Source organism: Streptomyces sp. NPDC054834 (genome assembly GCF_053611185.1).
Map to the genome: position 1 here is coordinate 86,408 of NZ_JBSGZV010000024.1, position 23,757 is coordinate 110,164.

Sequence of the window (23,757 nt, forward strand, 5' to 3'; positions counted from 1 at the left end):
GGCAAGCGCTTTCCCTGTCCGCTGCAACGTATGTGGCGACATCGCGGCCGGTCAACACCCCCGGCCCCGCCCACCTGGCCGGCCCCTGTGTCGGGCCTGTCACGGCGGGGCGGTACGCTGCCCCTCGCGACACAAGATCACCCTCGGATCACCCTCGGATCACCGCCGGACCACCGCGGGATCACCGCCGGATCACCGCGGGATCGTCCTCAACCCCTCGGCCCACTCAGCACTTGGACGCCACACCTTCATGTCTTGGTTCGAATCCCTCGTCCTCGGACTCGTCCAGGGGCTGACCGAGTTCCTCCCCGTCTCCTCCAGCGCGCACCTGCGGCTGACCGCGGCCTTCTCCGGCTGGAAGGACCCGGGCGCGGCCTTCACGGCGATCACCCAGATCGGCACGGAGACCGCGGTGCTGATCTACTTCCGCAAGGACATCGGGCGGATCGTCTCGGCCTGGTTCCGGTCACTGGCCCACAAGGAGATGCGCCGGGACCACGACGCCCAGATGGGCTGGCTGGTGATCGTCGGCTCGATACCCATCGGGCTCCTGGGCGTGACGCTCAAGGACCAGATCGAGGGACCCTTCCGCGATCTGCGGGTCACCGCGACCATGCTGATCGTCGTCGGCGTGATCATCGGCATCGCCGACCGCCTGGCGGCGCGCGACGAGACGGGCGGGCGGCACCGGGCGCCCAAGCAGCGCAAGACCCTCGCCGACCTCAGCGTCAAGGACGGCCTCGTCTACGGCCTCTGCCAGGCCTGCGCCCTCGTCCCCGGCGTCTCCCGTTCCGGCGCCACGATCAGCGGCGGCCTGTTCATGGGCTACAAGCGTGAGGCGGCCGCCCGCTACTCCTTCCTGCTCGCTGTCCCGGCGGTGCTCGCCTCCGGGGCGTTCGAAGTGAAGGACGCGGTGGGCAGCGGGCATGTGGCGTGGGGGCCGACGCTGTTCGCCACGGTGATCGCCTTCGCGTCCGGGTACGCGGTGATCGCCTGGTTCATGAAGTTCATCTCGTCGAAGAGCTTCATGCCCTTCGTCTGGTACCGCGTCACCCTCGGCATCGTCATCATCGCCCTGGTCACGGCGGGCGCACTGAGCCCGCACGCGGCCGAGTCGGCGAGCTGAGAGCCTCTGCGGTCCGCCGGCCCCGATCGGCCGGGCCGTGACCAAGCGCATACGGTCTGCGTAGCGGTGCGGTAGCGCAGTGTCAGTGCTTGCCCCTAGGCTTGTCCGCGTGTCCCCCGATTCCATGACCCCTGGTTCCGTGCGGTCTGCTGCCGAGGTGAACGAGCAGATCCGCGCTCTGTGGCTGCGTGCGGGCGGATCCCTCTCGACCCAGGAGCGGGCGGAGTACGAGCTGCTGGTGATCGAGTGGGCCGAGGCGATCCGGGACGGGATCATCGAGGCGGCCTGACACCCCTCGCTTCGGCGAACCCCGCCCGTCCCACTCCGCAGGGCATCCTCATGACGCCGTCGGCATCACGACGTGCTGTCTGACCAGTTCGTACGACCTCAGTCGGTCGGCCAAGGCGTAGACGGGCGTCACGAGCATGAGTTCGTCCGCACCGGTCACGTCCACCAGATGCGTCAGCTGCTTCGCGACGGCCTCGGGTGAGCCGTGCGCCTGATGGGCGCAGAAGTTGCTCAGCATCTGCGCCTCTTCCGGGGCGAACGAGTGACCGGCTGCCTCGTCGGGCGTGGGGAAGGGGAGGTCGCCCCGCCCCTTGAGGAGTCCGGCCTTGACGACATTCATGGGGCCGGCGAGCCGGGCGGCCTCCTCGTCCGTCTCGGCGCACACCGTTTCCACGCAGATCAGCACGCGCGGGCGCGCGCACCAGCGGGAGGGGGAGAAGTACTCGCGGTAGTGGGCGAGCGCGGGCAGGGTGTTGTCGGGACGGATGTGATGGGCGAAGGCGACCGGCAGTCCGAGTTCCGCGGCGAGCGCGGCACCGGCCGTGCTGGAGGCCAGCAGCCATGGCTCCGGGAGCGGGCCGAGGGCAACCTCGTCCACGAGGAAACGCAGGGTCGCCGCCACGTCGTCGCGGTACTCGTCGTCCGTTGCCGGACCGGCCCCCCGGCGCAGGGCCCGCGCGGTGGACTCGTCGAAGGTGCCCGGGCCACGGCCGATGCCGAGATCGATCCGGCCCCCGTGCAGCGCGGCCAGCGTGCCGAACTGCTCCGCCAGCATGATCGGGGCGTGGTTCGGGGCGAGCACGCCCCCGGAGCCGAGCCGGATGGACGACGTCAGCGCGGCCGCGTGAGCGGTCAGGACGACGGGCGGGAACGCTCCGATGGCCGGGGAATGGTGATGCTCGGCGTACCAGAGCCGCAGGTAACCGAGGTCTTCGAGGCGTCGGGCGAACTCGGTGGTGTCTCGTAACGTGTCTTCGGCCCGAGCTCCCGTCTGGACCATGGCCACTTCGAGCGCGCTGAGCGGAACGCTGATCATCCGGTCAGTATAGGTACCGTCCGTCAGCGCCAACGCCCCCTGTCCGCAAGGAGATTCGGCCACTTCCGGCTCCCGTCCGACCGGCCTGTCGCCGAAGGTGCCCCACCGGTACCTGGTGGGTCACGCGGGGAGGCGCGCGGGTTGGCGAACTCCTTCCGCTCGACCGCGTCCCGAAGCGGGGTTCCGGTCAGGGCACGGCCCTCCTCGGCCGCAGGCAGCTGAGCGCGGACTTCCTCGACGTCGAGCAGGAAGTCCCTGAACCAGCCTGGCAGTCGCAGCATCGCGTCGGGACCGGGTGCGTAGGCCAAGGCCGAGAACGGGTCGGCCTTGCGGGTCACGGCCACGAACAGGCCCCCCTCGACATCGCGCGGAAACTGCTCCATCACGGCGTCCCGCAGCGAATCCGCGTGGTGAGAGTCGTCGCGGCAGGCGCCGAAGAATGCGCTCAGCCGGATGGCGTCCTCATCAGCGCTCCAACTGCCGGGACAACGCGTCGACTCGCTGAACGGGGACACCTGCGCCTTGGCCCGCCACCAAGCCGGCTCCCCCGGCACGTCACAGTGCACCGGCACCGGTGTCGGCGGCGAGCCCTGGACCGCGGTGCCCAGCAGGTCCCGTACCTTCTCGTCGGACACCGCGCCGACGATTCACACACCTGTGACGCTCAACTCCGCCTCCCGCTGCCCTTCCAAGGCCAACCTCGGTCACGTCTCGGCGCTGCCGCCGCTACGGCCGTCCGTCCTGCGGGTCCACAGGGAAAGATCGCTGCTCGTCGCAACGGCCAGGGTCCGGCCGGAGGGTGAGAAGCCCGCGGCTCGGAACTCGGAGTAGTCGGAGTGAAAGATGTGCCACCACTTCTCTCCGTGCGGACCGGAGTGGGGCAGGCCGCCGTCGGCGGAGAGCAGGATCCGATCGTGGGGCCAGGCCGGGGTGACGACCTCCAGCACCCAGCCATCTGCGGTGGTGGTGTGAAGCCCTCCCCCGAAGAGCCCGGCGATGCGCACTCTGCGTCCGGCAACCGGTCCCAGCCCGGGGCACGACAGATCGGCAACCGCGTCGGGTGTACTGTCCTCGGCATCCGGGTCCCGGTCCCGGGCGATCTTCTCTCCCGTGACGGCGTCGAAGAGGCCGTGGCCGTCGTGCGAGACGACCATCACCAGGTCGTGGCCGTCGTCGGGGTGCGAGGCGAAGCCGATGCCGAGAAGTCCGCCGACCGGGACGCGGCGCTCGAAGACGGGCTGCCAGGGCTGGGGCGCGGGAACCACCGGGGCAGCGAGAAGCCTGTCCCGCAGCGCGCGTTGGTAGGCGGAGAGCTCGGGTTCGTGCGCCGGTTGTTCGACCGGAGCCGCTGTCTTGGTCCGCTTGTTCACCTGTCCATGATCCCTGCCCGGGTGTCGACCTGGCGTCCTGCGGTCATGCTCGTGGGATCCATGACCGGCGCACACCCGTGCTCGGCGCCCGACGCCCGACGTCCGATGTCCGATGTCCGACGCCGGCGGTCCACCCCGCGCCGGTGCCATTGGTATCGGCTGGGACACTGCCGCCATGGACACCACACCCGAGCAGATAAGCGCCCGGACAGCGGCCGCATGGACCGTCGCGCTCGCGATCCTCGGAGGATTCACCGGCTACGCATGGGACGGGCCGTTCCTCGCCGTCGCCTGCGCCCTTTCCCTGGGAGGCGGCGGCGCTCTGGGCACGATCCTGTCCCGCCGTCGAATGATCGCAACGATTCGGGAAGGCCAGGGCAAGGCCGCCGCGCTCGGATACGCCGACGGAATCGCGGACATGATGGTGCTCGGGATATCGGCATACAGGGCCGCCGTCTTTCCTCTGTCCGGCCCCGACGCGGTGGACGCCGCAGAGCGCATGGCGCGCCGTAAGGCCGCCTACCACCTCACGGCCGCGGACGGGCTTCCCCATCAGATCCGTGAGGCCGCGGCCGCCGCTCTCGCAGCGATCGACGACGGGCGTGACCGCGAGACCCAGTCCGCCATGGAGGACCTCATGAAGGCCGTCCAGGAGCAGCGCAGCGGGACGTGACCGAAGCAGGAGCGGAGCGGAAGTCCACAGCAGCCGTGGTCAGTTGTATTCGGAATGCGGTCTTCCCGCCGACCTGTGCTTCCAGGAGGAGGGGAAGCGGCCGTGGCGAGCCGCCGGCCGGCACCACCGAATATCCCCGTATCCCCGCACGCCTCTTGGCTCCTCCCGCCCGGTGCCCAACACTGTGCCGATGACGCAGCGCGTGGAGCTCGCGACCGTGATGGACCGGCTGGCCGTGGACGGGCTGGTGACCGACTACGCGGTGGCCGTGGACGACGGCGACTGGACGGCGTACCGGAGGCTGTTCACGGCGGACGGGCGGGCCGACTACCGCAGCGCCGGCGGCATCGAGGGGGACGTGGGGCAGATCGCCGGGTGGCTCGCGGAGAGTCTGGGGCTGTTCGCCATGCGGCAGCATCTGATCGTCAACCGGCGGGTGCGGTTCGGCGTTCTGGAGCAGGACACCGGGGACACCGCCCGGGTGCAGGCCGACTACGTCAACCCGATGCGGTTCGCGGGCGGCGCCGGCGGGTCCACCGTGCCGGATCTCGTGTGCGGGGGGCGCTATTCCTTCGCCCTGCTGCGCACGGCCGACGGCTGGCGCCTGCGCGAGGTCGTCGTCCAGGAGAAATGGCGCCGCCTCCCCGACCCGTGCCAGGCCCCGGCGGCGGACTGAGTCCGGGCCCCCTGTCCGAGATCCCTTCCGGCGCGCACACTGGAGCCACCCGCCGGTAAATCGGTGTGCACATGCTGCCGTCCACTGGGTAGGGAGGCGATCTATGAATATGTTCGACCGCTGGCTCGCCTCCTCGTGGCGGCGCTCCGTCGCCGCCGTGCTCGCGGGTGCCCTGCCCGTGTTCGCGTTTCCCGCGCCCTCGTTGTGGTGGTTCGCGTTCGTCGCGCTGGTCCCGTGGCTTCTGATCGCGCGCACGGCGCCGACCGGGCGGCGGGCGGCGTACGACGGCTGGTGCGGCGGGTTCGGGTTCATGGTGGCCGTGCACCACTGGCTGCTGCCCAGCCTGCACGTGTTCATCTTCCTGCTGGCCGCCCTGCTGGGTGCCCTCTGGGCGCCGTGGGGCTGGCTCACCCGCAGGTTCCTCGGTGACCGGCCGGCGGGTGGCGTGCCCGGACCCGGCCGGGGCCTGGCCGCGGTGCTGGTGCTGCCGTCGGCCTGGCTGGGGGTGGAGCTGGTGCGCTCCTGGCAGGGGCTGGGCGGCCCGTGGGGCATGCTCGGCGCCACGCAGTGGCAGGTGGCCCCGGCGCTGCGGCTCGCCTCGGTGGGCGGGGTGTGGCTGCTGAGCTTCCTGGTGGTGGCCGTGAACGTCGCGATCGCCCAGCTGGTGTCGGTGCGCGAGTCCCGGGTGCCCGCCGTGGCCTCGCTGGCGGCTGCCGCAGCCGCGACCTCGGCGGCCTGGGTGTGGTCGCCACGGCCCCCCGTGGACGGCGGGGTGCGCATCGCGGTCGTCCAGCCCGGCGTGATCAAGGGGCCGACGACGCGCTTCGACCGTGAGGAAGCGCTCACCCGGAGGCTCGCCGGGCAGCACGTCGACCTGGTCGTGTGGGGCGAGAGCAGCGTCGGCTACGACCTCGACGACCGCCCCGACCTGGCCCGCCGACTGGCCGCCCTGTCCCGTGCGACCGGCGCCGACGTACTGGTCAACGTGGACGCCCGCCGCTCCGACCAGCCCGGCATATACAAGAGCTCGATCCTGATCGGCCCGGACGGCCCGACCGGCGAGCGGTACGACAAGATGCGGCTCGTGCCGTTCGGCGAGTACATACCCGCCCGCTCACTGCTCGGCTGGGCCACCTCGGTGGGCAGGGCGGCGGGCGAGGACCGGCACCGCGGCACCCAGCAGGTGGTGATGAACGTCGGCCACGGGCTGCGCGTCGGCCCGCTGGTGTGCTTCGAGACCGCGTTCCCCGACATGAGCCGCCATCTCGCCGAGGACGGCGCGGACATCCTGCTCGGCCAGTCGTCGACGTCGTCGTTCCAGGGCAGCTGGGCACCCGCCCAGCACGCCTCGCTGGCCGCACTGCGCGCCGCCGAGACCGGCCGTCCCATGGTGCACGCGACGCTGACCGGCGTCTCCGCCGTCTACGGGCCCGCAGGGCAGCGCGTCGGGCCCTGGCTCGGCACGGACGCGAGCACCACCCGCGTGTACGACGTGCCCCTCGCCCACGGCATCACCCCGTACGTCCGCTACGGCGACTGGCCGGTCCACGGCGCCCTGCTCGTGCTCGCCACCCTGGGCGTCAGCGAAGGCCTGCGCGCCCTCGGGCAGCGCCGGAGGACCGCTCCGGAACCGCACGTAACACCCGCTCGCACAACTCGTGAGTCACCAGTGCGTCCCGGGCGCTGAGCACCCTGCCCACACGCCCGCTGCCGCGACCGGCCCATGCAGCGCCACCCTGCGCGCGAGCGAGGATCTGCGGCCCCTCAGACCGCCGCCGGCACCCCCTCCAGCACCGCAAGTACCACCCGCTCGCACAACTCGTAAGTCGCCTGCGTCCCGGGCGCTGAGCACCCTGCCCACACGCCCGCTGCCGCGACCGGCCCATGCACGCCGCCCTGCGCGCGCGAGAGGGTCTGCGACCCCTCAGACCGCCCCCGGCGCCCCCTCCAGCACCGCACGTACCACCCGCTCGCACAACTCATGAGTCACCAGTGCGTCCCGGGCGCTGAGCGCCTTGCCCGCGCGCACGGCGTCGAGGAACGCCAGTACCGCCTGTTCGATGCCGCGTTGCCGGGCGACCGGCACCCAGTCGCCGCGCCGCCGCACGGTCGGCTGGCCCTTGTGGTCGATTATCTCGGCGAGGTTGACGACCTGGCGCTTGGTGTCCTGGCCGGAGACCTCGAGGATCTCCTCGGCCGAGCCGCTGAGCCGGTTCATCACGCCGAGCGCGGTGAAGCCGTCCCCGGCGAGCTGCAACACCACGTGGTGCAGCAGGCCGCCCTCCGTGCGGGCGCGCACGGTCACGTCGTCGACCGGGCCCGGGACCAGGAACCGCAGGGTGTCGACGACGTGGATGAAGTCGTCGAGGATCATCGAGCGCGGCTCCTCCGGCAGCCCGACCCGGTTCTTCTGCATGATGATCAGCTCACGCGGATGGTCGGCGCACTGCGCGTACCCGGGGGCGTACCGCCGGTTGAAGCCGACGGCGAGCGGGACGCCGCGCCGCTCGGCGAGCGCCACCAGCCGCTCGGAGTCGGCGAGTTCGTAGGCCAGCGGCTTGTCGACGTACGTCGGTACGCCCGCCTCGAGCAGCCGGGTGACGATCTCGGGGTGCGCGACGGTGGGCGCGTGCACGAAGGCGGCGTCGAGGTCCTGGGCGAGCAGGGCGTCCAGGGTGGGGTGCCGCCGGTCGGCCGGGAGGTGGAGGCCGTCGGCGACCCGGGCGAGCGTCGCGGGCGTGCGGGTGTGCAGGTGCAGATCAATGCCCGGCTGCGTGGCCAGCACCGGCAGATAGGCCTTCTGCGCGATGTCACCGAGTCCGATGCAGCCGACCTTCACGTGCGCTCCCTGTCGTGGTTGCCCGCCGGTGTCCTGCCGGAAGCATACGGGGGCCGCCAGTCTGCGATGCCGTCGAAGCTGCGCAGCAACAGCGCCGGTGCGGCCTTCGACAGCACCGCGATCGCGGTGTCGCGTACGGCGACGGTCACGCGGCCGTCGGCCATGCTCAGGCGGGCGGCCCTGACGGCCTGCCGGGCGATGGCGGTCGTGCGGGGCAGCCGGGCCGCCGTGTAGGCGGGGAGGTCGCGGGCGTGGAACGCGAGGACCACGGCGTCCTCGATGGCCTGGTTGCCGCCCTGCCCGAGGGTCGGGAGCATGGCGTGCGCGGCGTCGCCGAGGAGGGCGGTACGGCCGTGGTGGAAGGCGGGCAGCGGCTCGGCGAGGTGGTGGACGTCGTGGCGCAGCACGTCCTCCGGGCGGGCGGCGGCGAGGACGGCCGGGATCGGGTCGTGCCAGTCGCCGAACCGGCGCAGCAGCTCGGCCCGTTCGTCGTCCGGGGAGCGCTCCCCGGCGGGGGCCGTCGCGGCGGCGTACGCGTACACCCGGCCGTCCTTGAGCGGATGCGTGCCCCACAGCCGGCCCCGGCCCCAGGTCTCGTGCGAGGCGAAGCGTGCCCCGGGTACCGGGAGCACGAGCCGCCAGGTGGTGAACCCGGCGTACACGGTCCCCGGACGGCCGGGGAACAGCAGACTCCGCGCGCGGGAGTGGACGCCGTCGGCGGCCACCACGAGGTCGGCCTCCAGCTCGTCGCCGGCGGTGGTCACACGGGCGGGCCGGTCGCGGTCGCCGGGGTCGGCGAGGGCCGCCGCGGCGGCGGTGCGGACGGTACCCGGCGGAAGCAGCGCGGCGAGGCTGCTGACCAGGGTGGCCCGGTGCAGCAGGACCAGGGGGCCGCCGAAGCGGGCGGCGGCGGCCTCGGCGTCGGAGCGGGAGAGCCAGTGGCCGTGCGGTGCCCTCAGCCCCCCGTCGCCCTGCCAGGCGGCCAGGTCGCGGACCTCCTCGCCGATACCGAGGACGTCCAGGGCGCGCAGGGCGTTCGGGGCCAGCGAGATGGCCGCGCCGACCGGCTCCAGGGAGCGGGCCCGCTCCACCAGGGTGACCTGCCATCCGGCCCGGTGCAGGGCCGCCGCGGCGGTCAGACCCCCGATGCCGCCCCCGATGACGACGGCACGCGACTGTGCCATGACTCCTCCTCCGGCGCGGCGCACCGCGCACTACAAGCGTAGTGAAGTAGTCCCTCGACCGTACTACAGGTGTAGTCCTGACGACAGGTGACACTACAGACGTAGTTCAGGCGGTAGGTTGACCGGCATGTCCGTACACCCCGCGAGCGCCTCCCGCGCCGACCTGGTCGCCGACACCGCCCTCGCCCTGCTCGCCTCACGCGGCATGCGCGGGCTGACGCACCGAGCGGTCGACGAGGCGGCGGGGCTGCCGCAGGGCTCCACGTCCAACGTGGCCCGCACCCGGCAGGCGCTGCTGGAGCTGGCGGTGCGCAGGCACGCCGAGCGGGAGGCGCGGGTGCTGGCCCTGGACGAGATGCCGGACCCGCACGGCGGGCTCGACGCGCTGGCGGACGCCCTGGCCCTGGCCACGCACCGCTCGATCACCCGCAACCGCGACCTGCTCGTCGCCCGCTACGAACTGGCTCTGGAGGCGACCCGCCGGCCCGAACTGCGCGCCTTCTACGACGCGACGGGCGCCGTCTTCCGCGACCAGCTCGCCGCCATGCTCACCGCAGTCGGCTCGACCGACCCGGCCCGGCACGTGTTGTCACTGGTCGGCTGGGCGGACGGGCTGATGTTCTCGTGCGTGGCCGGGTCGTTCAACGCGGAGGTACCCAGCCTGGCGGAGGTGCGGGCGGGGATGCGGGAGCTGTTGCGCGGAATGCTGGGGCGCTGACCGGGCGGGCTGACCGGGGGGCTGAGCGGACGCGGAAAACCCGTAGAGGGACAGGGCGAGTTGGGCGAGGATGCGGCTATGACGACCAAGCGGGAAGAGCCCGCCCAGAACGCCGACGAACGCACCATGCTGGAGGGCTGGCTGGACTACCACCGCCAGACGCTGGCCTGGAAGTGCGAGGGCCTGACCGACGAACAGTTGCGCACGGCGTCCGTGCCGCCGTCCGAGCTGTCGCTGATGGGGCTGGTGCGGCACATGGCGGAGGTGGAGCGGGGCTGGTTCCGCAAGGTGCTGGCCGGCGACGATCCCGGGCCGGTCTACTACAGCGACGAGGACCCGGACGGCGAGTTTCATCTCACCGAGGCGGACACCTGGCAGGAGGCGTACGGCACCTGGCAGACCGAGATAGAGATCGCTCGACGGCACGCGGCCAGGTTCGGTCTCGACGACCTCTCCGAGGGCACCAGCAAGTTCACCGACGAGCCCTTCAACCTCCGCTGGATCTACACCCACATGATCGAGGAGTACGCCCGCCACAACGGCCACGCCGACCTGGTCCGCGAGCGGCTGGACGGCGCCACCGGCGACTGACGTCACCCCCGGCGTGCGCGCACCCCCCGTACGGGGTACGAGATCACCCGTGCGGGGCACCATCCGCCCCGGTGCCATTTCCAACCCGGCTGTCACCCACCAGAGTTGCCCGGGTGCATCGAACGACGACCACCGCAGCGCTCCTGGCCACCGTGGCCGTCTCGGCCCTCTCCGGCTGTGTGACGGTCCAGCGTCCGCTGGCGCCCGGCCCGCCGCCGGGTACGGCACCGTCACAGACCTCGGTGGCCCGGCCGGACGGCAGCACCCGGCCACGGGTCGTGCAGGCACCGGCCCGGGAGGCACTGGAGATGGTCGGCCCGTCCCGTCGGCCTGGCCACCCCGCGACGCCCGCGCCGCACCGTCCGGTGGTCTCAGCGGTGCCCCGGCAGCCGCCGCCCCAGGTCACGCGTCCGCGGCCTCCTCGCAAGCCACCCGAGCAGCCGCGCGTGAAGATCCCGGGCGCGTCGAAGTACGTACCGAAGTCCGTGCCGGAGAACCCGGACGTGTGCGCCCTCGGCAAGCAGTACGGCGGCTGGCGCCCGGACAGCCCGCAGGCGGTCATCTGCGACCAGACCTACGGGCACTGACCCCGGCCGGAGGCCGCCTGCGCTACGTCGGCCGCTGTCTCGGCGGGCCCCAGGACTCCCCTCCGGAGGAACCCTCCTCCCCCAGCCGCAGCTCCAGCCGGCTGATCGCCGCCCGCACCCCGTCCCCGTAGCGGTCCTCGCCGAGTGCGTCGGCCGCCCCTCGGGCACGGCGCAGATGGGTTCGGGCGGCCTCGGAGTGGCCCAGTTTCACGTAGTCGGCGGCGAGGTTCAGGTGCAGGCTGGGGTAGAAGGCACGCACCGCGGCCGGGCTCTCGTCCCCGGCCTCGTGCTCCTGGGCCAGTTCCTCCGCCGCCGACAACGCCCGCAGGTCCCAGGCGAGTTCGTCGGAGGGGTCGTCCTGGGTGTCGGCCAGGTAGTGGGCCAGCGTGCAGCGGTGCAGCGGGTCCCCGTCCTCCGCCAGCTCCGCCCACAGATCCAGGAACCGGTGCCGGGCCTCCTCGCGGTCCCCGCCGTGATGCAGCATCACGACCTGCCCGATCCGCGTCAGCACGGCGTCCGGCGCCGCCTGCTCCTGTCGCTCCGCCACCGCGTCCTCCGGGCACACGTAGGGGCCTGTACCGGACGACGCTAACCGTCGGCACCGGCAATCCCGGTCAGGCGGCCCCGTACGACACGGGACCGCCCGGCCGCGGTCAGCCGAGGTTCGGGATGCTCCAGTCGATCGGCTCGTGGCCCTGGGCGGCGACGGCCTCGTTGATCTGCGTGAACGGACGGGAGCCGAAGAACTTCTTGGCCGACAGCGGCGAGGGGTGCGCGCCCTTCACCACGGCGTGCCGCTCGGCGTCGATCAGCGGGAGCTTCTTCTGCGCGTAGTTGCCCCACAGCACGAAGACCGCCGGGTCGGGCCGGCCGGCCACCGCGCGGATCACCGCGTCCGTGAACCGCTCCCAGCCCCGGCCCTTGTGCGAGTTGGCCTCGCCGCCGCGGACTGTGAGCACCGCGTTCAGCAGCAGGACGCCCTGCTGGGCCCACGGCATCAGATAGCCGTTGTCCGGGACCGGCGTGCCCAGCTCCTCGTGCATTTCCTTGTAGATGTTGCGCAGCGACGGCGGGATCCGCACGCCGGGCCGGACCGAGAAGCACAGGCCGTGGCCCTGGCCCTCGCCGTGGTAGGGGTCCTGACCGAGGATCAGGACCTTCACCTTCTCGTACGGCGTGGCGTCCAGCGCGGCGAAGACCTCCTCGCGCGGCGGATGGACGGGACCCTTCGACCGCTCCTCCTCGACGAACTCGGTCAGCTCCTTGAAGTAGGGCTGCTGCAGCTCGTCGCCCAGAACCCCGCGCCAGGACTCGGGCAGCATGGCGATGTCGGTCACGTCAACGTCCTCACGATGTGCGGTCACTTCCAGTTCTCAGAACCTACCGGCGACCACTGACAACGGTGCCGCGTCCTCGGAGAACGCCTCCGCTACCAGCTGGTCTTCCGGAACAGCTCCCACATCATCATGATCGTGGACGGGTCGACCGACCGCTCCGCGCCGGAGATGTCGTCGCTCACGGCCAGGTACTGCTTGCCCTGCCACAGCGGCAGCAGCCGCACGTCGTTCGCCAGGATCGTCTGGGCCTCCTGGAACTCCTTCACCACGCGGCCGCGGTCGGCCTCCCGACGGGAGCGGGGCAGCAGGTCGTCAGTGATCTTGGGTGCCGAGTAGGGCGTGCCGACGGCGTTCTGGTTGCCGACGAACGGCGCGATGAAGTTGTCGGCGTCGGGGAAGTCGGGGGACCACCCGCGCCCGAACACCGGGTACTCGCCCTTCTGGTAGCCCGTGACGTAGCTGTTCCAGGGGGCACCGTGCAGGGTGACGGTGAACAGGCCGGAGGCCTCCAGCTGGCTCTTGATCTCCTGGAACTCCTTCGCGGTCGCCGAGCCGTAGCGGTCGGTGGTGTACCAGAGCGTGAGAGGCACCTTCTGGGTGATGCCCGCGTCGGTGAGGATCTTGCGGGCCTTGGTGACGCTGGGGTCTCCGAAGTCGTCGAAGAAGACGGAGGTGTGCCCGGTCAGGCCGGCGGGGACCATGGAGTAGAGCGGTTGGACGGTGTCCTTGTAGACCTGGTGGACGATCTCGCCGCGGTTGATGAGCTGGGCGATGGCTCTTCGAACGGGGGTCTTGCGGGCCCAGGGGTCCTTGGGGTTGAACACCAGGTACTCGATCTCGTTGCTCGATCCGTCGATGAGATCGACGTCCTTGTCGCCCCGGCTCTGGAAGGAGAGGACGTCGGCGGCGGCGAGGCCGCGGAAGATGACGTCGATCTTCTTGTCACGCAGGTCGCCGGCCAGCAGACGCGAATCCTGGTAATAGCGGATGGTCACCGCGTCGTTCTTGCGCTTCGCGAAGCCCTTGTAGCTCTTGTTCGCGACCAGCACGGCCTCCTTGCCCTGCTGGTAGGACTTCAGGTCGTACGGCCCGGACCCGACCACCTGGTCGTCCTTGCGGAGCGCGTTCTTCGAGTACTCCGCGGGGTCCACGATCGACATGCCGGGCGTTGCCAGCACGAACGGGAACGTGGCGTCCGGCTTGTTCAGGTGGAAGACGACCTCGCGGTCGCCCACCGCCTGGACCCGGTCGAGACCGGCCAGCAGGCCGGCGGGGCCGGTACTGACGTTGATCTTCTTGATTCGGTCGAACGAGTACTTGACGGCCTGAGCATCCAGTTTGTGCCCGTTGGAGAAAGTCAGGTCCGAGCGGAGCTTGCAGGTGTAGACGGTGTTGGCCTCCGAGAACCGGCAGCTCTCGGCCGCGTCGGGCTGCGGCGTGGTCGCGCCGACGGGGTAGTTGAGCAGGGTCTGGTAGATGTTGCGGAAGAGTTCCCAGGACTGGTCCCAGGAGGCGGCCGGATCCAGGGTGCTGGGCGCGCTCGTGGTGCCCACCACGATCGCCCCGCCGCTGTCCTGGTCACCGTCGGAAAAGATCCCGCAGCCGGCCACCAAGGATATGGACAGGACCGCAGCCACCTTCTGCAGGCCTCGGTTCCGCTTGAACACGCGCACGCTCCTCGATCTGCCATACCAAGGGTCGGCAGACCATACCGCAGCGTCACGCCCCCTGAACCACCCTGTGAGCAGGCTCCTTGATCCACTGTGTTATGACGACGTTGTCATTCCCACTGTGCGGATCCTGTACGGCGCGAAACGGGCGCCGCTCCCTGGGGAACGGCGCCCGGAGCGCATGACGGCGGACGCCGTCAGCCCACGCCGGCGTTCAGGAAGATGCCGCCGTCGACCACGAGCGTCTGCCCGGTGATCCAGTCGGACTGCGCCGAGGTGAGGAAGGCGGCGGCGCCGCCGATGTCGGAGGGCACGCCGAGCCGGGCGAGCGGGTAGGCGGCGGCCGCCTCCTCCTCCCGGCCCTCGTACAGGGCCTGCGCGAACTTGGTCTTCACGACGGCCGGGGCGATGGCGTTGACCCGCACCTTGGGCGCGAACTCGTGCGCCAGCTGCTGGGTCAGGTTGATCATCGCGGCCTTGCTGACGCCGTAGGCGCCGATGAACGGCGAGGGCGCGAGGCCCGCGACCGAGGCGATGTTGACGATCGCGCCGCCGTTGTCCTTCTGCCAGGCGTGCCAGGTCTTCTGCGCGAAGCCGAGCGCCGAGATCACGTTGGTCTCGAACACCTTGCGCGCGACATCCAGGTCGAGGTCGGCGATCGGCCCGAACACCGGGTTCGTACCGGCGTTGTTGACCAGGAAGTCGACGCGGCCGAAGGCCTCCATGGTGCGCTCGACGGCCTCGGCCTGGTGAGCGAGGTCGTGCGCCTTGCCGGCGACGCCGATGACCCGTTCGGCGCCGAGCTGCTCGACGGCCTCCTTCAGGGCATCCTCGTTGCGGCCGGTGATGCACACCCGGTCGCCGCGCGCGACCAGCGCCTCGGCGACGCCGTGTCCGATGCCGCGGCTGGCGCCCGTGACGAGGGCGACCCTGCCGGAGAGTTCAGGAAGTTCAGTCATGTCCGTGGTCCCCAGTGTTCCTAGTTCAGCGGTCCGCCGGCGACGTACAGGACCTGGCCGGAGACAAAGCCGGCGGCCTCGCCCGTGAAGAACGCGATGGCGTTGGCGATGTCCTCGGGCTCACCCACGCGCTGCACCGGGATCTGGGTGGCGGCGGCGGCCTTGAACTCCTCGAAGCCCATCTTGACGCGCTCGGCCGTGGCCTTGGTCATCTCGGTGGCGATGAAGCCCGGGGCGACGGCGTTGGCGGTGATGCCGAACTTGCCCAGCTCGATGGCGAGGGTCTTGGTGAAGCCCTGGAGGCCCGCCTTGGCGGCGGAGTAGTTGGCCTGGCCGCGGTTGCCGAGCGCGGAGGAGGAGGACAGGTTGACGACGCGGCCGAAGCCGGCGTCCACCATGTGCTTCTGGACGGCCTTCGTCATCAGGAAGGAGCCGCGCAGGTGCACGTTCAGGACGGTGTCCCAGTCCGAGGCGCTCATCTTGAACAGCAGGTTGTCACGGAGCACACCCGCGTTGTTGACCAGGATCGTCGGGGCGCCCAGCTCCTCGACGACGCGCGCGATGGCGGCCTCGACCTGCGCCTCGTCGGAGACGTCGGCGCCGACCGCGATGGCCTTGCCGCCGGCCGCGGTGATCTTCTCCACGGTGTCCTTGCAGGCGGCCTCGTCGAGGTCGATCACGGCGACCGCGCGGCCCTCGGCGGCCAGTCGTACGGCGGTGGCGGCGCCGATGCCGCGCGCGGCGCCGGTGACCACGGCGACCCGCTGCTCAGTGGTGGACATTGCTGGTTCTCCTCGCCCTAGAGAAGGTGCGCCCGATTGGTGAGCGACCGCTTAGTACCTTCAGCACCCGTGACGCTAGAAGCCCTGGCACCCGGTGTCAACGGCACACAGGGTGCGTGTGATCCATTACCTCACCAGGAGGTCCAGCAACCGCTCCGCCTCGCCCGCCGGATCGGTCGTGAGCCCCGTGTGCACGGGCCCGGGCTGCACGACCGTCGAGCGGGGCGCGATCAGCCAGCGGAAGCGCCGCCCGGCGTCGTCCCCCGCTGCCTGCCCGGCCGCCCCACCCCCGGTGCACACGCCCTCGACCGCGCCCAGCGCGGCCCGCACAGCCGCCACGTCCGCATACGGATCGAGGGCCAGCAGCCGGGCCTCGTCGAGATGCGTACGGGCGCCGACGTACGCCTGCGCGCGGCAGTAGACGACGACTCCCGCGTTGATGCACTCGCCCCGCTCGACGCGGGGTACGACCCTGAGCAGCGCGTACTCGAAGACGTCGCGGTCGCCGCCCTGGCCCGCCCGGGTGATGTGGCGCTCGGTCACTTGTTCCCCTCGATGCCGTGGATGCCGTCGACGCGCTCGTGGATGCCGGCGGCCCGCGCGAGCAGCGGACGCGCATAGGCCCGCCGGAGATCGTCCGGGGTGGCGAAGCCGGGTTCACCGGCCAGCCAGGCGTCGGGGATCTCGGCGGTGACCTCCGCGAGGAGTTCCTCGGTGACCAGGGGCGCCAACGCGGCGGCGGCCGAGCGGACATCGGGCGCGAAGCGCGCGAGGGCGTGGTCCGAGGCATCGTACGGACGGGCCGCGGAGGTCTCGGCGGAAGGCCAGTTGTGGTGCCAGATCATGGTGGCGCCGTGGTCGATGAGCCACAGCTCTCCCCGGTGCATCAGCAGGTTCGGGTTGCGCCAGGAGCGGTCGACGTTGTTCACCAGCGCGTCGAACCAGACGATCCGCCCGGCCTCCTCGCTGCTCACCGTGAAGGCGAGCGGGTCGAAGCCGAGGGCACCGGAGAGGAAGTCCATGCCGAGGTTGGTGCCGGCGCTGGACCTGAGCAGTTCCTGCACCTGCTGGTCGGGTTCGCCGAGCCCCAGGACCGGGTCGAGGTCGATCGTCACCAGCCGGGGCATCCGGAAGCCGAGGCGGCGGGCCAGTTCGCCGCAGACGACCTCGGCCACCAGCGTCTTGCGGCCCTGGCCGGCGCCGGTGAACTTCATGACGTACGTCCCGAAGTCGTCGGCCTCGACGAGCCCCGGCAGCGAGCCGCCCTCACGCAGGGGCGTGATGTAGCGGGTCGCGATGACTTCTTTGAGCATCGCCCCAGGCTACTGGGGGCTGCGGCGACGCCCGGACCGACAGCGGAACGACAGCTGTGGTTTACGTTCGCCTCATCTCCAGGAAGACAAGATCTCGATGCCGTCTGAACAGGTGGTGCCCCGAGACCGTACCCCTGGACGGATCACGAAAAGCTCCGCGGAAGGGAATCCCTCATGACCAGCGCATCGCCCACTCCCGCAGCGGGTCCGGCCCGTCGTACCGTCGTGGCGGCGGCCGGAGCGGCGGGACTCGCCGCCGCGCTGACCGCCTGCGGTTCGGACGACAAGTCGTCGGACTCCTCCAGCGCGGCCGGGTCCACCGGAACGACCGGATCGGCCGGTGCCGCCGCTGGTGCCGGCAGCTCGCCCAGCGCGCAGGAGAGCGGCGGCAGCGCCGGTGGCACCGCGCTCGCCAAGACCTCGGACATCCCCGAGGGCGGCGGCAAGATCTTCAAGGACCAGGGCGTTGTCGTCACCCAGCCGGCCGCGGGCACGTACAAGGCGTTCTCGTCCAAGTGCACCCACGCGGGGTGCGCGGTGGGCAGCGTCGCCAACGGCGTGATCGTCTGCCCGTGCCACAACAGCCACTTCTCCGCCGCCGACGGAAGTGTGAAGCAGGGGCCCGCGACGCAGCCGCTGGCCGCCGCGAACATCACCGTCTCCGGGGACGAGATCAAGCTGGCGTGAACGCCGGCGTCAGTCCCGGCGGCGCGGCCGCCTGAGGCAGCCGAGCACCTCGTCCGTGGTCGCGACCGTGGCGACCAGCGCGAGGGTGTTGCGGATCATCGCGGGGGTGTAGTCGGCGGGCACCCCCGCGATGGCGTCGGCGGGCACGACAACGGTGTAGCCGAGGTTGACCGCGTCGAACACGGCGTTGGGGATCGCCACGTTGGCCGAGACCCCGGTGACGATCAGTGTGCGGCAGCCCAGGTTGCGCAGCAGTGCGTCGACCTCGGTGCCCTGTACGGGCGAGAGGCCGTGCAGCCGTCGTACGACGATGTCCTCCTCGGTGACCTCGATCGGCGCCGCGACACGCACCGCCGAGGTGCCGGACAGCTGCTGTACCGGGAGCCGTTCGGCGGCACGGAACAGCCGCGCGTTGCGGCTGGCGGCCCGGCCGTCGGGCCGGCGTTCGGCGACTGCGTGGATCACCTGGACACCGCTGTCGTGCGCGGCGGCGACCAGCCGGGCGATGTTGCCCAGGGCCCCGGAGGAGCGGGCCTGACGGGCGAGTTCGGGCAGCGCGCTGTCCGGACCGACCACGCCCTGCTGGCACTCCACGGTGAGCAGGACGGTGCTCGCGGGGTCGAGGACTTCACCGAGCTGCTCGTGCGACGCCATGTTCGCGCCCTTTCGCCGGAGTTCGGGGCGGGCGAGACTAACCGGCATTGCGTCCGAGGGGAAGACGACTCATTCTTTTCTGACGTGATGTCAGAGGATCTAGGCGCCGGACAGGACCCGGACCGTCTCCTCTGGCACGACGTGGGAGAAGAGGGGGATGCATGACTGCCACTCAGCGCCGAGGCCGGAAGATCATGATGACAACGGGTGAGGTCGACGAGTTCCTCACCACCCAGCGGACCTGCCGGGTCGCCACCGTGTCGGCGAACGGCACACCGCACGTGAGTGCCCTGTGGTACGCCTGGGACGGCGTGTCGCTGTGGCTGTACTCGGTGGTGCGCAGCAAGCGCTGGACGGACCTCAGCCGCGATCCGCGGGTGGCGATCGTGGTCGACTCGGGCGAGGAGTACGACCAGCTGCGCGGCGTCGAGCTGACCGGCACGATGGAGTTCGTGGGCGAGGTGCCGCGCATCGGGGAGCTGTGCGCCGAACTGGACACCGCGGAGACGCTGTTCGCGCGCAAGAACTTCGGCCTGGACGAGATGCCCCACGACGGGCGGCACGCCTGGGCGCGGCTGACACCGGAGAAGATCGTCTCCTGGGACTTCAGCAAGCTGGGGCCCGCATAAGACTGTCGGGGCGGTTCAGCCGACCTGTTCGGCCGCCGTCCGCAGTGCCTCGACCGCCGCGCGGATCGACGGGCGGCGGTCGGCGTCCGCGCGCCAGACGACGTACACATGGCGGCGCACCCGCTGCTTGAGCGGGACCGTGACGACGCCGGGGGGCACCGGGTGGCGGCCCAGCGCCGGCGCGATGCACACGCCGAGCCCGGCGGCGACCAGGCCCAGTTGGGTGTGGGTCTCGGCGGCACGGTGACCGACGATCGGCTCGACGCCGCGCGAGCGCAGCGTGAACATCAGCCACTCGTGGCAGAACTCGCCCTCGCCCCAGGTGATCCACTCGTCTTCGGCGAACTCCCCGAGGTCCACCTCGTCGCGGTCCGCGAGCGGGTGGCCCGCCGGCATCGCCACGTCGGCGGGGTCGTCGAGCAGGGGTGCCTTGACCAGGCCGTCGGGTACCGGCATCGGCTTGTTGTACCAGTCGAGGACGACCGCGAGGTCCAGGTCGCCGCGCACCACTCCGGCGATGCCGTTCTCCGGCTCCAGCTCGCCGGAGCGCACCCGCAGCGCGGGGTGCCGGGCGCGCAGGTCGGCGAGAGCGGTGGGGAACAGACCGCGTGCGGCGGTCGGGAACGCCGACAGCCGCAGCTCTCCGGCGACCTGGCCCCGGTGCGCCTCCAGGTCGGACTGGGCGAGCTCCACCTGGGAGAGGATGCGCGCCGCGTGCTCGGCGAGCAGCCGGCCGCCGTCGGTGAGCCGGACGCCCCGCCCGTTCTTGGCCAGGAGTTGCTGGCCGACCTCCCGCTCCAGTTTGCCGAGCTGCTGGGAGACCGCGGACGTCGTGACGTGCAGCGCCTCGGCCGCCCCGCTGACGGAGCCGTGCCGGGCGAGGGCGTCGAGGGTGCGCAGGCGCTCCAGGTTCAACATATAAGTAATACTAAGAGGTTTCGCTGTGGAAATCTCAATTGTGCTACGAGGTTGACTCCAGCATCGTGGAGGCCATGACCACCGCCACTGCCACTCGCACCGAAGCCCGACAGACCGCCGCGCGCCCCCGCGCCCGCCTCGACTGGCGCCTCCGCTTCGGTGCCCTGTCCCTGATATGGGGCTTCAGCTTCCTGCTCATCAAAGTGGGCACGGAGGGCTACGCGCCCTTCCAGGTCACCCTCGGGCGGCTGGTCTTCGGCACGGCGGTGCTCGGGGCCGCGATGGCGGTGAAGCGGGAGCGACTCCCGCGCGGGGCCCGCACCTGGGGCCATCTGGCGGTCGCCGCGTTCCTGCTCAACGCCCTGCCGTTCTCCCTCTTCGCCTACTCGGAACTGACGATCCCGTCCACGCTGGCCGGCATCTGCAACGCCACCTCGCCCCTGTGGGGCATGGCCTTGTCCCTGGTCGCCCTCTCCGAGGACCGGCCGACGCGACTGCGGGTCGCCGGGCTCGGCCTGGGCTTCCTGGGCGTCCTGACGGTCCTGGGCGCCTGGCAGGGCTTCACCGGCCTCGACGCCACGGGCACCGCGCTGGCCCTGCTGGCCTCGCTCAGCTACCCGGTCGGCTGGATATACGTCCGCCGCACACTCGCCGGCAGCGGCCACTCCCACCTGTCGATGACGGGCGCCCAGCTGCTCCTGGCCACGCTCCAGCTGACCGTCGTCACCCCCCTGTTCACCACCGCCCCCGCCCACTTCGCCCTCATACCGCTGCTCGCCGTCGCAGCCCTCGGCGCCCTCGGCACCGGCCTCGCGGTCCTCATCCAGTACGGCCTGGTCGCCGAGGTCGGGCCGACGACGGCCCAGATGGTCACCTACTTCATCCCGGTCATCGCCACAGCCGCCGGCGTCGCCATCCTGGACGAGACACTGCACTGGACGACTCCGGTGGGGGCGGTGATCGTGCTGGCGGGGGCGGCGCTGACGCAGGCACGGGGCAAGCGGGCGGCCTAGGCACCCCTACACATAGCTGCGCATCGGGGTCGGCCCGACCGCGGAGGCGATCGCGTCCGCCAGCGGGGCGGCCTCGGCCGGGGTCAGGGTCGAGACGGTGATCCGGATGCCGGGCGGGGCGTCGAGGCGGAAGCGGGCGCCGGGCGAGACGGCCCAGCCGGCGTGCAGGAGGCGGGCCACCGCGCCGGTCTCGTCGGGGACGGGCACCCAGACGTTCATCCCGCTGCGGCCATGGGCGCGGACCCCGCGCTCGGCGAGCGCGTCGATGAGCAGCTCCCGCCGGGCCCGGTACGCCGCCGCCACCGCCGGTCCGTCGACCGCGCCGCTCGCCCGCAGCCGGACCACCGTCCGTTGCAGCAGCAAGCTCACCCAGCCCGGCCCGAGCCGCTGCCGGCCGCGGACCCGGTCGACGGTGACCGGGTCGCCGGTGAGCACGGCGTGCCTGAGGTCGGGACCGTAGGCCTTGGCGGCGGAGCGGACGAACGCCCAGTGGTGGGTGACGCCCGCGAGGGGATGCAGCGGCAGGTCGACGATGCCGTGACCGTGGTCGTCCTCGATGAGCAGGGTCTGCGGGTGTTCACGGAGGACGGCCCGCAGGGCACGCGCGCGGGGGGCGCTCACGGAGGCACCGGTGGGGTTCTGCGCGCGGTCGGTGACGATCACGGCCCGCGCGCCGGAGCGCAGGGCCGTGCGCAACGCCTCGGGCCGCGGCCCCTCGTCGTCGACGCCGACGGGGATCGTGCGCAGTCCGAGGGCGGCGACGAGATCGAGGGTGCGGCCCCAGCCGGGGTCCTCGACGGCGACGGTGTCCCCCGGCTTGAGATGGGCGGCGAGGACGCGTTCCACCGCGTCGAGGGCCCCGGAGAGCACCGCCAGAGGGCCCTCGGGGACGCCGTCGGCATCGAGTTCGGCCCGTGTGATGCGGGCCAGTTCCGGCTCCACGGGATCGTCGCCGTACAGCACCGGTTCCCGGTCCGCCTCCTCGGCGACGGCCGCCAGCGTCGGTGCGAGCGGCGGCAGCAACGCGGGGTCGGGGTTGCCGGCGGACAGGTCACGCACCCCGGCCGGTACGTCCACGCGTACCTTCTCCCGCCCGGTGGTGGCCGGCTTGGGCCGGATCCGGCTGCCCCGGCGCCCGGCGGTCTCGATGACCCCCCGCTCGCGCAGGGTGCGATAGGCAGCCGCGACAGTGTTCGGGTTCACACCCAGCCGAACCGCCAACTCCCGCATCGGAGGGAGCAGTTGGCCGGGCTCCAGGGTCCCGGCGCCCACCGCGCCCTCGATACTCGCGGCAATCTCCGCTGCGCCGCGCCCTTCGATCCGATACTCTCCTAGCACAAAACCAATTATGCACTAGTGCAATCGAAATGCAAGGGAGACCGTCATGCAGGGCACCCAGCAGACGCCACCGCAGCCGGCCGCGTACCGCCCGACCGACCGCACCGTCCCCACGCGTGCCGCGCAAAAGGCGTCGTACGACAGGGAACTGGTGCACGCGATACTCGACGAGGGCTACGTCTGCCACCTCGGCTTCGTCCGCGACGGCGCGCCCGTGGTGCTGCCCACGCTCTACGCCCGGGTCGGCGAGCGCCTGTACGTGCACGGCTCCACGGGCTCGCGCCCGCTGCGGATGACCGGCCAGGCCGACCCGGGGCTGCCGGTGTGCCTGACGGTCACCCATGTCGACGGCCTGGTGCTGGCCCGCTCCGCCTTCCACCACTCGATCAACTACCGCTCCGTGGTGGTGCACGGCACCGCGTACGAAGTCACCGACCCCGAGGAGAAGCGGCTCGCCCTGGACGCGCTGGTCGACCATGTCGTCGCGGGCCGCGCCGCCGACTCCCGCCCCGCCAACAAGAAGGAGCTGGCCGCCACCGCCGTGATCCGCCTCGACCTGGACGAGGTCTCCGCCAAGCTCCGCACCGGCGGCGTGAACGACGAGCCCGAGGACCTCGCCCTCCCCCACTGGGCCGGCGTGGTCCCGCTGCGCAAGGGGTACGACACTCCGCTCCCCGAGGCCGACCTGGCTCCCGGCACCGCGCTCCCCGACTACCTCACGGCCCTGTGATGCTGATCCACCCCTGGGACGCACCCCACGACGACGCCGAGTGGCAGACCTGGCTGGCCGCCCACGACTTCGGCCAGCTCGCGGTCAACGGCCCGCCCGGCGAGCCACCGCTCGTCCAGCCGCTGCACTTCGCCTACGACCCCGACCGCGGCGAGGCCGTCACCCACCTCGCCCGCCCCAATCCGCTCTGGCCCGCTCTCGAGGCGGAGCCACGGGTGCTGCTGAGCGTGGTCGACGACTACGTCTACGTTCCGGGCCCCTGGCAGGCCGCACCCGACGTCCCGCCCGAACACGGCGTCCCCACGAGCTTCTACGCGGCCGTCCAGCTCAGCTGCACCGCCCACGTCGTGGACGACCCGGTGGAGAAGGCCAGCCTCCTCAACCGCCAGGTCGGCCACTTCCAGCCGGAGGGCGGCTCGGCCCGCGCCACCCCGGGTGAGGCCCCGTACGGCCGCCTCCTGTCCGGCATCCGCGTCCTGCGGCTGGAAGTGACGGACATCCGGGCCAAGTTCAAGTACGCGGGTAAGCGACCGGAAGAGGTCCGCCGGCACATGGTGACGGCCCTGGCGAGCCGCAACGGCCCACGCGACGCGGCGGCGCGGGAACATCTGATACGGCGGGGGGCCTGAGCGACGGCCC

28 protein-coding genes are annotated in these 23,757 nt (G+C 71.7%); 13 read left to right on the forward strand and 15 right to left on the reverse strand.

Annotation, left to right across the window (positions count from 1 at the left end; genetic code table 11):
• Positions 1-250 precede the first annotated feature (250 nt).
• Positions 251-1,126 carry an undecaprenyl-diphosphate phosphatase gene (locus tag ACWGJM_RS28560; protein WP_453414589.1) on the forward strand — a complete coding sequence of 292 codons (876 nt, stop codon included), beginning with the start codon at positions 251-253 and terminating at the stop codon, positions 1,124-1,126.
• Positions 1,127-1,235: 109 nt separating this feature from the next.
• Complete coding sequence (locus ACWGJM_RS28565; RefSeq protein WP_132854993.1) at positions 1,236-1,415, forward strand: hypothetical protein; 180 nt, start codon at positions 1,236-1,238, stop codon at positions 1,413-1,415.
• 48 nt (positions 1,416-1,463) lie between these two features.
• Here ACWGJM_RS28565 and ACWGJM_RS28570 read toward each other — a convergent pair whose 3' ends face one another.
• The 3 genes from ACWGJM_RS28570 to ACWGJM_RS28580 form a co-directional block, all read right to left on the reverse strand.
• Complete coding sequence (locus ACWGJM_RS28570) at positions 1,464-2,450, reverse strand: LLM class flavin-dependent oxidoreductase (protein WP_453414590.1); 987 nt, start codon at positions 2,448-2,450, stop codon at positions 1,464-1,466.
• A 23-nt stretch (positions 2,451-2,473) separates the two neighbouring features.
• On the reverse strand, positions 2,474-3,085 hold the full coding sequence (locus ACWGJM_RS28575; RefSeq protein ID WP_453414591.1) for a hypothetical protein: 612 nt from the start codon (positions 3,083-3,085) through the stop codon (positions 2,474-2,476).
• Between the two features lie 69 nt (positions 3,086-3,154).
• Positions 3,155-3,820, reverse strand: coding sequence for a hypothetical protein (locus ACWGJM_RS28580; protein ID WP_453414592.1), 666 nt, complete (start codon positions 3,818-3,820; stop codon positions 3,155-3,157).
• A gap of 175 nt (positions 3,821-3,995) precedes the next feature.
• On the opposite strand from ACWGJM_RS28580, the gene ACWGJM_RS28585 reads away from it, so the two are divergent.
• The 3 genes from ACWGJM_RS28585 to lnt all read left to right on the forward strand — a co-directional run bounded on the left by ACWGJM_RS28585 (position 3,996) and on the right by lnt (position 6,856).
• Complete coding sequence (locus tag ACWGJM_RS28585) at positions 3,996-4,493, forward strand: hypothetical protein (protein WP_453414593.1); 498 nt, start codon at positions 3,996-3,998, stop codon at positions 4,491-4,493.
• A gap of 190 nt (positions 4,494-4,683) precedes the next feature.
• The gene (locus ACWGJM_RS28590; RefSeq protein ID WP_453414594.1) at positions 4,684-5,169 is read left to right on the forward strand and encodes a nuclear transport factor 2 family protein; all 486 of its coding nucleotides are present in this window, start codon (positions 4,684-4,686) and stop codon (positions 5,167-5,169) included.
• Positions 5,170-5,272: 103 nt separating this feature from the next.
• Entirely contained in the window at positions 5,273-6,856 is a 1,584-nt protein-coding gene (gene lnt / locus ACWGJM_RS28595; protein WP_453414595.1) for an apolipoprotein N-acyltransferase, read from the forward strand.
• 237 nt (positions 6,857-7,093) lie between these two features.
• Here the strand turns inward: lnt and ACWGJM_RS28600 are convergent, their stop codons facing one another.
• Together ACWGJM_RS28600 and ACWGJM_RS28605 are read right to left on the reverse strand one after the other, a co-directional pair.
• Positions 7,094-8,008, reverse strand: a complete 915-nt coding sequence (locus tag ACWGJM_RS28600) for a Gfo/Idh/MocA family protein (RefSeq protein WP_453414596.1) — start codon at positions 8,006-8,008, stop codon at positions 7,094-7,096.
• The gene (locus ACWGJM_RS28605) at positions 8,005-9,192 is read right to left on the reverse strand and encodes an FAD-dependent monooxygenase (protein WP_453414597.1); all 1,188 of its coding nucleotides are present in this window, start codon (positions 9,190-9,192) and stop codon (positions 8,005-8,007) included. Before ACWGJM_RS28605 ends, ACWGJM_RS28600 begins: the two co-directional genes overlap by 4 nt.
• 127 nt (positions 9,193-9,319) lie before the next feature.
• On the opposite strand from ACWGJM_RS28605, the gene ACWGJM_RS28610 reads away from it, so the two are divergent.
• From ACWGJM_RS28610 to ACWGJM_RS28620, 3 genes are all read left to right on the forward strand, one after another.
• Positions 9,320-9,910: a TetR/AcrR family transcriptional regulator gene (locus tag ACWGJM_RS28610; protein ID WP_453414598.1), complete on the forward strand. Its 591-nt coding sequence runs from the start codon at positions 9,320-9,322 to the stop codon at positions 9,908-9,910.
• A gap of 78 nt (positions 9,911-9,988) precedes the next feature.
• Positions 9,989-10,501, forward strand: coding sequence for a DinB family protein (locus ACWGJM_RS28615; RefSeq protein WP_453414599.1), 513 nt, complete (start codon positions 9,989-9,991; stop codon positions 10,499-10,501).
• A 113-nt stretch (positions 10,502-10,614) separates the two neighbouring features.
• Entirely contained in the window at positions 10,615-11,088 is a 474-nt protein-coding gene (locus ACWGJM_RS28620; RefSeq protein WP_453414600.1) for a hypothetical protein, read from the forward strand.
• Between the two features lie 22 nt (positions 11,089-11,110).
• Here ACWGJM_RS28620 and ACWGJM_RS28625 read toward each other — a convergent pair whose 3' ends face one another.
• The 7 genes from ACWGJM_RS28625 to ACWGJM_RS28655 form a co-directional block, all read right to left on the reverse strand.
• Positions 11,111-11,635 carry a hypothetical protein gene (locus ACWGJM_RS28625; RefSeq protein ID WP_453414601.1) on the reverse strand — a complete coding sequence of 175 codons (525 nt, stop codon included), beginning with the start codon at positions 11,633-11,635 and terminating at the stop codon, positions 11,111-11,113.
• Positions 11,636-11,741: 106 nt separating this feature from the next.
• Positions 11,742-12,425: a uracil-DNA glycosylase gene (locus ACWGJM_RS28630; RefSeq protein WP_453414602.1), complete on the reverse strand. Its 684-nt coding sequence runs from the start codon at positions 12,423-12,425 to the stop codon at positions 11,742-11,744.
• A gap of 92 nt (positions 12,426-12,517) precedes the next feature.
• Positions 12,518-14,092 (reverse strand): ABC transporter substrate-binding protein, encoded by a 1,575-nt coding sequence (locus tag ACWGJM_RS28635; RefSeq protein ID WP_453414603.1) that lies wholly within the window; start codon positions 14,090-14,092, stop codon positions 12,518-12,520.
• Positions 14,093-14,292: 200 nt separating this feature from the next.
• Positions 14,293-15,054 carry an SDR family oxidoreductase gene (locus ACWGJM_RS28640; RefSeq protein WP_132855006.1) on the reverse strand — a complete coding sequence of 254 codons (762 nt, stop codon included), beginning with the start codon at positions 15,052-15,054 and terminating at the stop codon, positions 14,293-14,295.
• Between the two features lie 20 nt (positions 15,055-15,074).
• The gene (gene fabG / locus ACWGJM_RS28645) at positions 15,075-15,836 is read right to left on the reverse strand and encodes a 3-oxoacyl-ACP reductase FabG (RefSeq protein ID WP_453414604.1); all 762 of its coding nucleotides are present in this window, start codon (positions 15,834-15,836) and stop codon (positions 15,075-15,077) included.
• Between the two features lie 126 nt (positions 15,837-15,962).
• Entirely contained in the window at positions 15,963-16,379 is a 417-nt protein-coding gene (locus ACWGJM_RS28650; protein WP_453414605.1) for a DUF3037 domain-containing protein, read from the reverse strand.
• Entirely contained in the window at positions 16,376-17,149 is a 774-nt protein-coding gene (locus ACWGJM_RS28655; protein ID WP_453414606.1) for a HipA family kinase, read from the reverse strand. Before ACWGJM_RS28655 ends, ACWGJM_RS28650 begins: the two co-directional genes overlap by 4 nt.
• 174 nt (positions 17,150-17,323) lie before the next feature.
• On the opposite strand from ACWGJM_RS28655, the gene ACWGJM_RS28660 reads away from it, so the two are divergent.
• Entirely contained in the window at positions 17,324-17,836 is a 513-nt protein-coding gene (locus ACWGJM_RS28660; protein WP_453414607.1) for a Rieske (2Fe-2S) protein, read from the forward strand.
• A 9-nt stretch (positions 17,837-17,845) separates the two neighbouring features.
• Here ACWGJM_RS28660 and ACWGJM_RS28665 read toward each other — a convergent pair whose 3' ends face one another.
• A complete protein-coding gene (locus ACWGJM_RS28665; protein ID WP_453414608.1) occupies positions 17,846-18,490 on the reverse strand; it encodes a cysteine hydrolase in 645 nt (214 codons plus the stop codon).
• Between the two features lie 161 nt (positions 18,491-18,651).
• Between ACWGJM_RS28665 and ACWGJM_RS28670 the strand changes: the two genes are divergently transcribed.
• Entirely contained in the window at positions 18,652-19,119 is a 468-nt protein-coding gene (locus ACWGJM_RS28670; protein ID WP_453414609.1) for a pyridoxamine 5'-phosphate oxidase family protein, read from the forward strand.
• A gap of 15 nt (positions 19,120-19,134) precedes the next feature.
• Here ACWGJM_RS28670 and ACWGJM_RS28675 read toward each other — a convergent pair whose 3' ends face one another.
• Positions 19,135-20,037 carry a LysR family transcriptional regulator gene (locus ACWGJM_RS28675; RefSeq protein WP_453414610.1) on the reverse strand — a complete coding sequence of 301 codons (903 nt, stop codon included), beginning with the start codon at positions 20,035-20,037 and terminating at the stop codon, positions 19,135-19,137.
• Positions 20,038-20,111: 74 nt separating this feature from the next.
• On the opposite strand from ACWGJM_RS28675, the gene ACWGJM_RS28680 reads away from it, so the two are divergent.
• A complete protein-coding gene (locus tag ACWGJM_RS28680; protein WP_453414611.1) occupies positions 20,112-21,050 on the forward strand; it encodes a DMT family transporter in 939 nt (312 codons plus the stop codon).
• Positions 21,051-21,056: 6 nt separating this feature from the next.
• On the opposite strand, the gene ACWGJM_RS28685 is transcribed toward ACWGJM_RS28680, so the two are convergent.
• Positions 21,057-22,388 carry an aminotransferase class I/II-fold pyridoxal phosphate-dependent enzyme gene (locus tag ACWGJM_RS28685; RefSeq protein ID WP_453414612.1) on the reverse strand — a complete coding sequence of 444 codons (1,332 nt, stop codon included), beginning with the start codon at positions 22,386-22,388 and terminating at the stop codon, positions 21,057-21,059.
• Between the two features lie 46 nt (positions 22,389-22,434).
• On the opposite strand from ACWGJM_RS28685, the gene ACWGJM_RS28690 reads away from it, so the two are divergent.
• Both ACWGJM_RS28690 and ACWGJM_RS28695 read left to right on the forward strand, forming a co-directional pair.
• Positions 22,435-23,118, forward strand: coding sequence for a pyridoxamine 5'-phosphate oxidase family protein (locus ACWGJM_RS28690; protein ID WP_453414613.1), 684 nt, complete (start codon positions 22,435-22,437; stop codon positions 23,116-23,118).
• Positions 23,118-23,747 (forward strand): FMN-binding negative transcriptional regulator, encoded by a 630-nt coding sequence (locus ACWGJM_RS28695; RefSeq protein WP_453414614.1) that lies wholly within the window; start codon positions 23,118-23,120, stop codon positions 23,745-23,747. The genes ACWGJM_RS28690 and ACWGJM_RS28695 overlap by 1 nt, the downstream gene beginning before the upstream one ends.
• Positions 23,748-23,757: the final 10 nt, after the last annotated feature.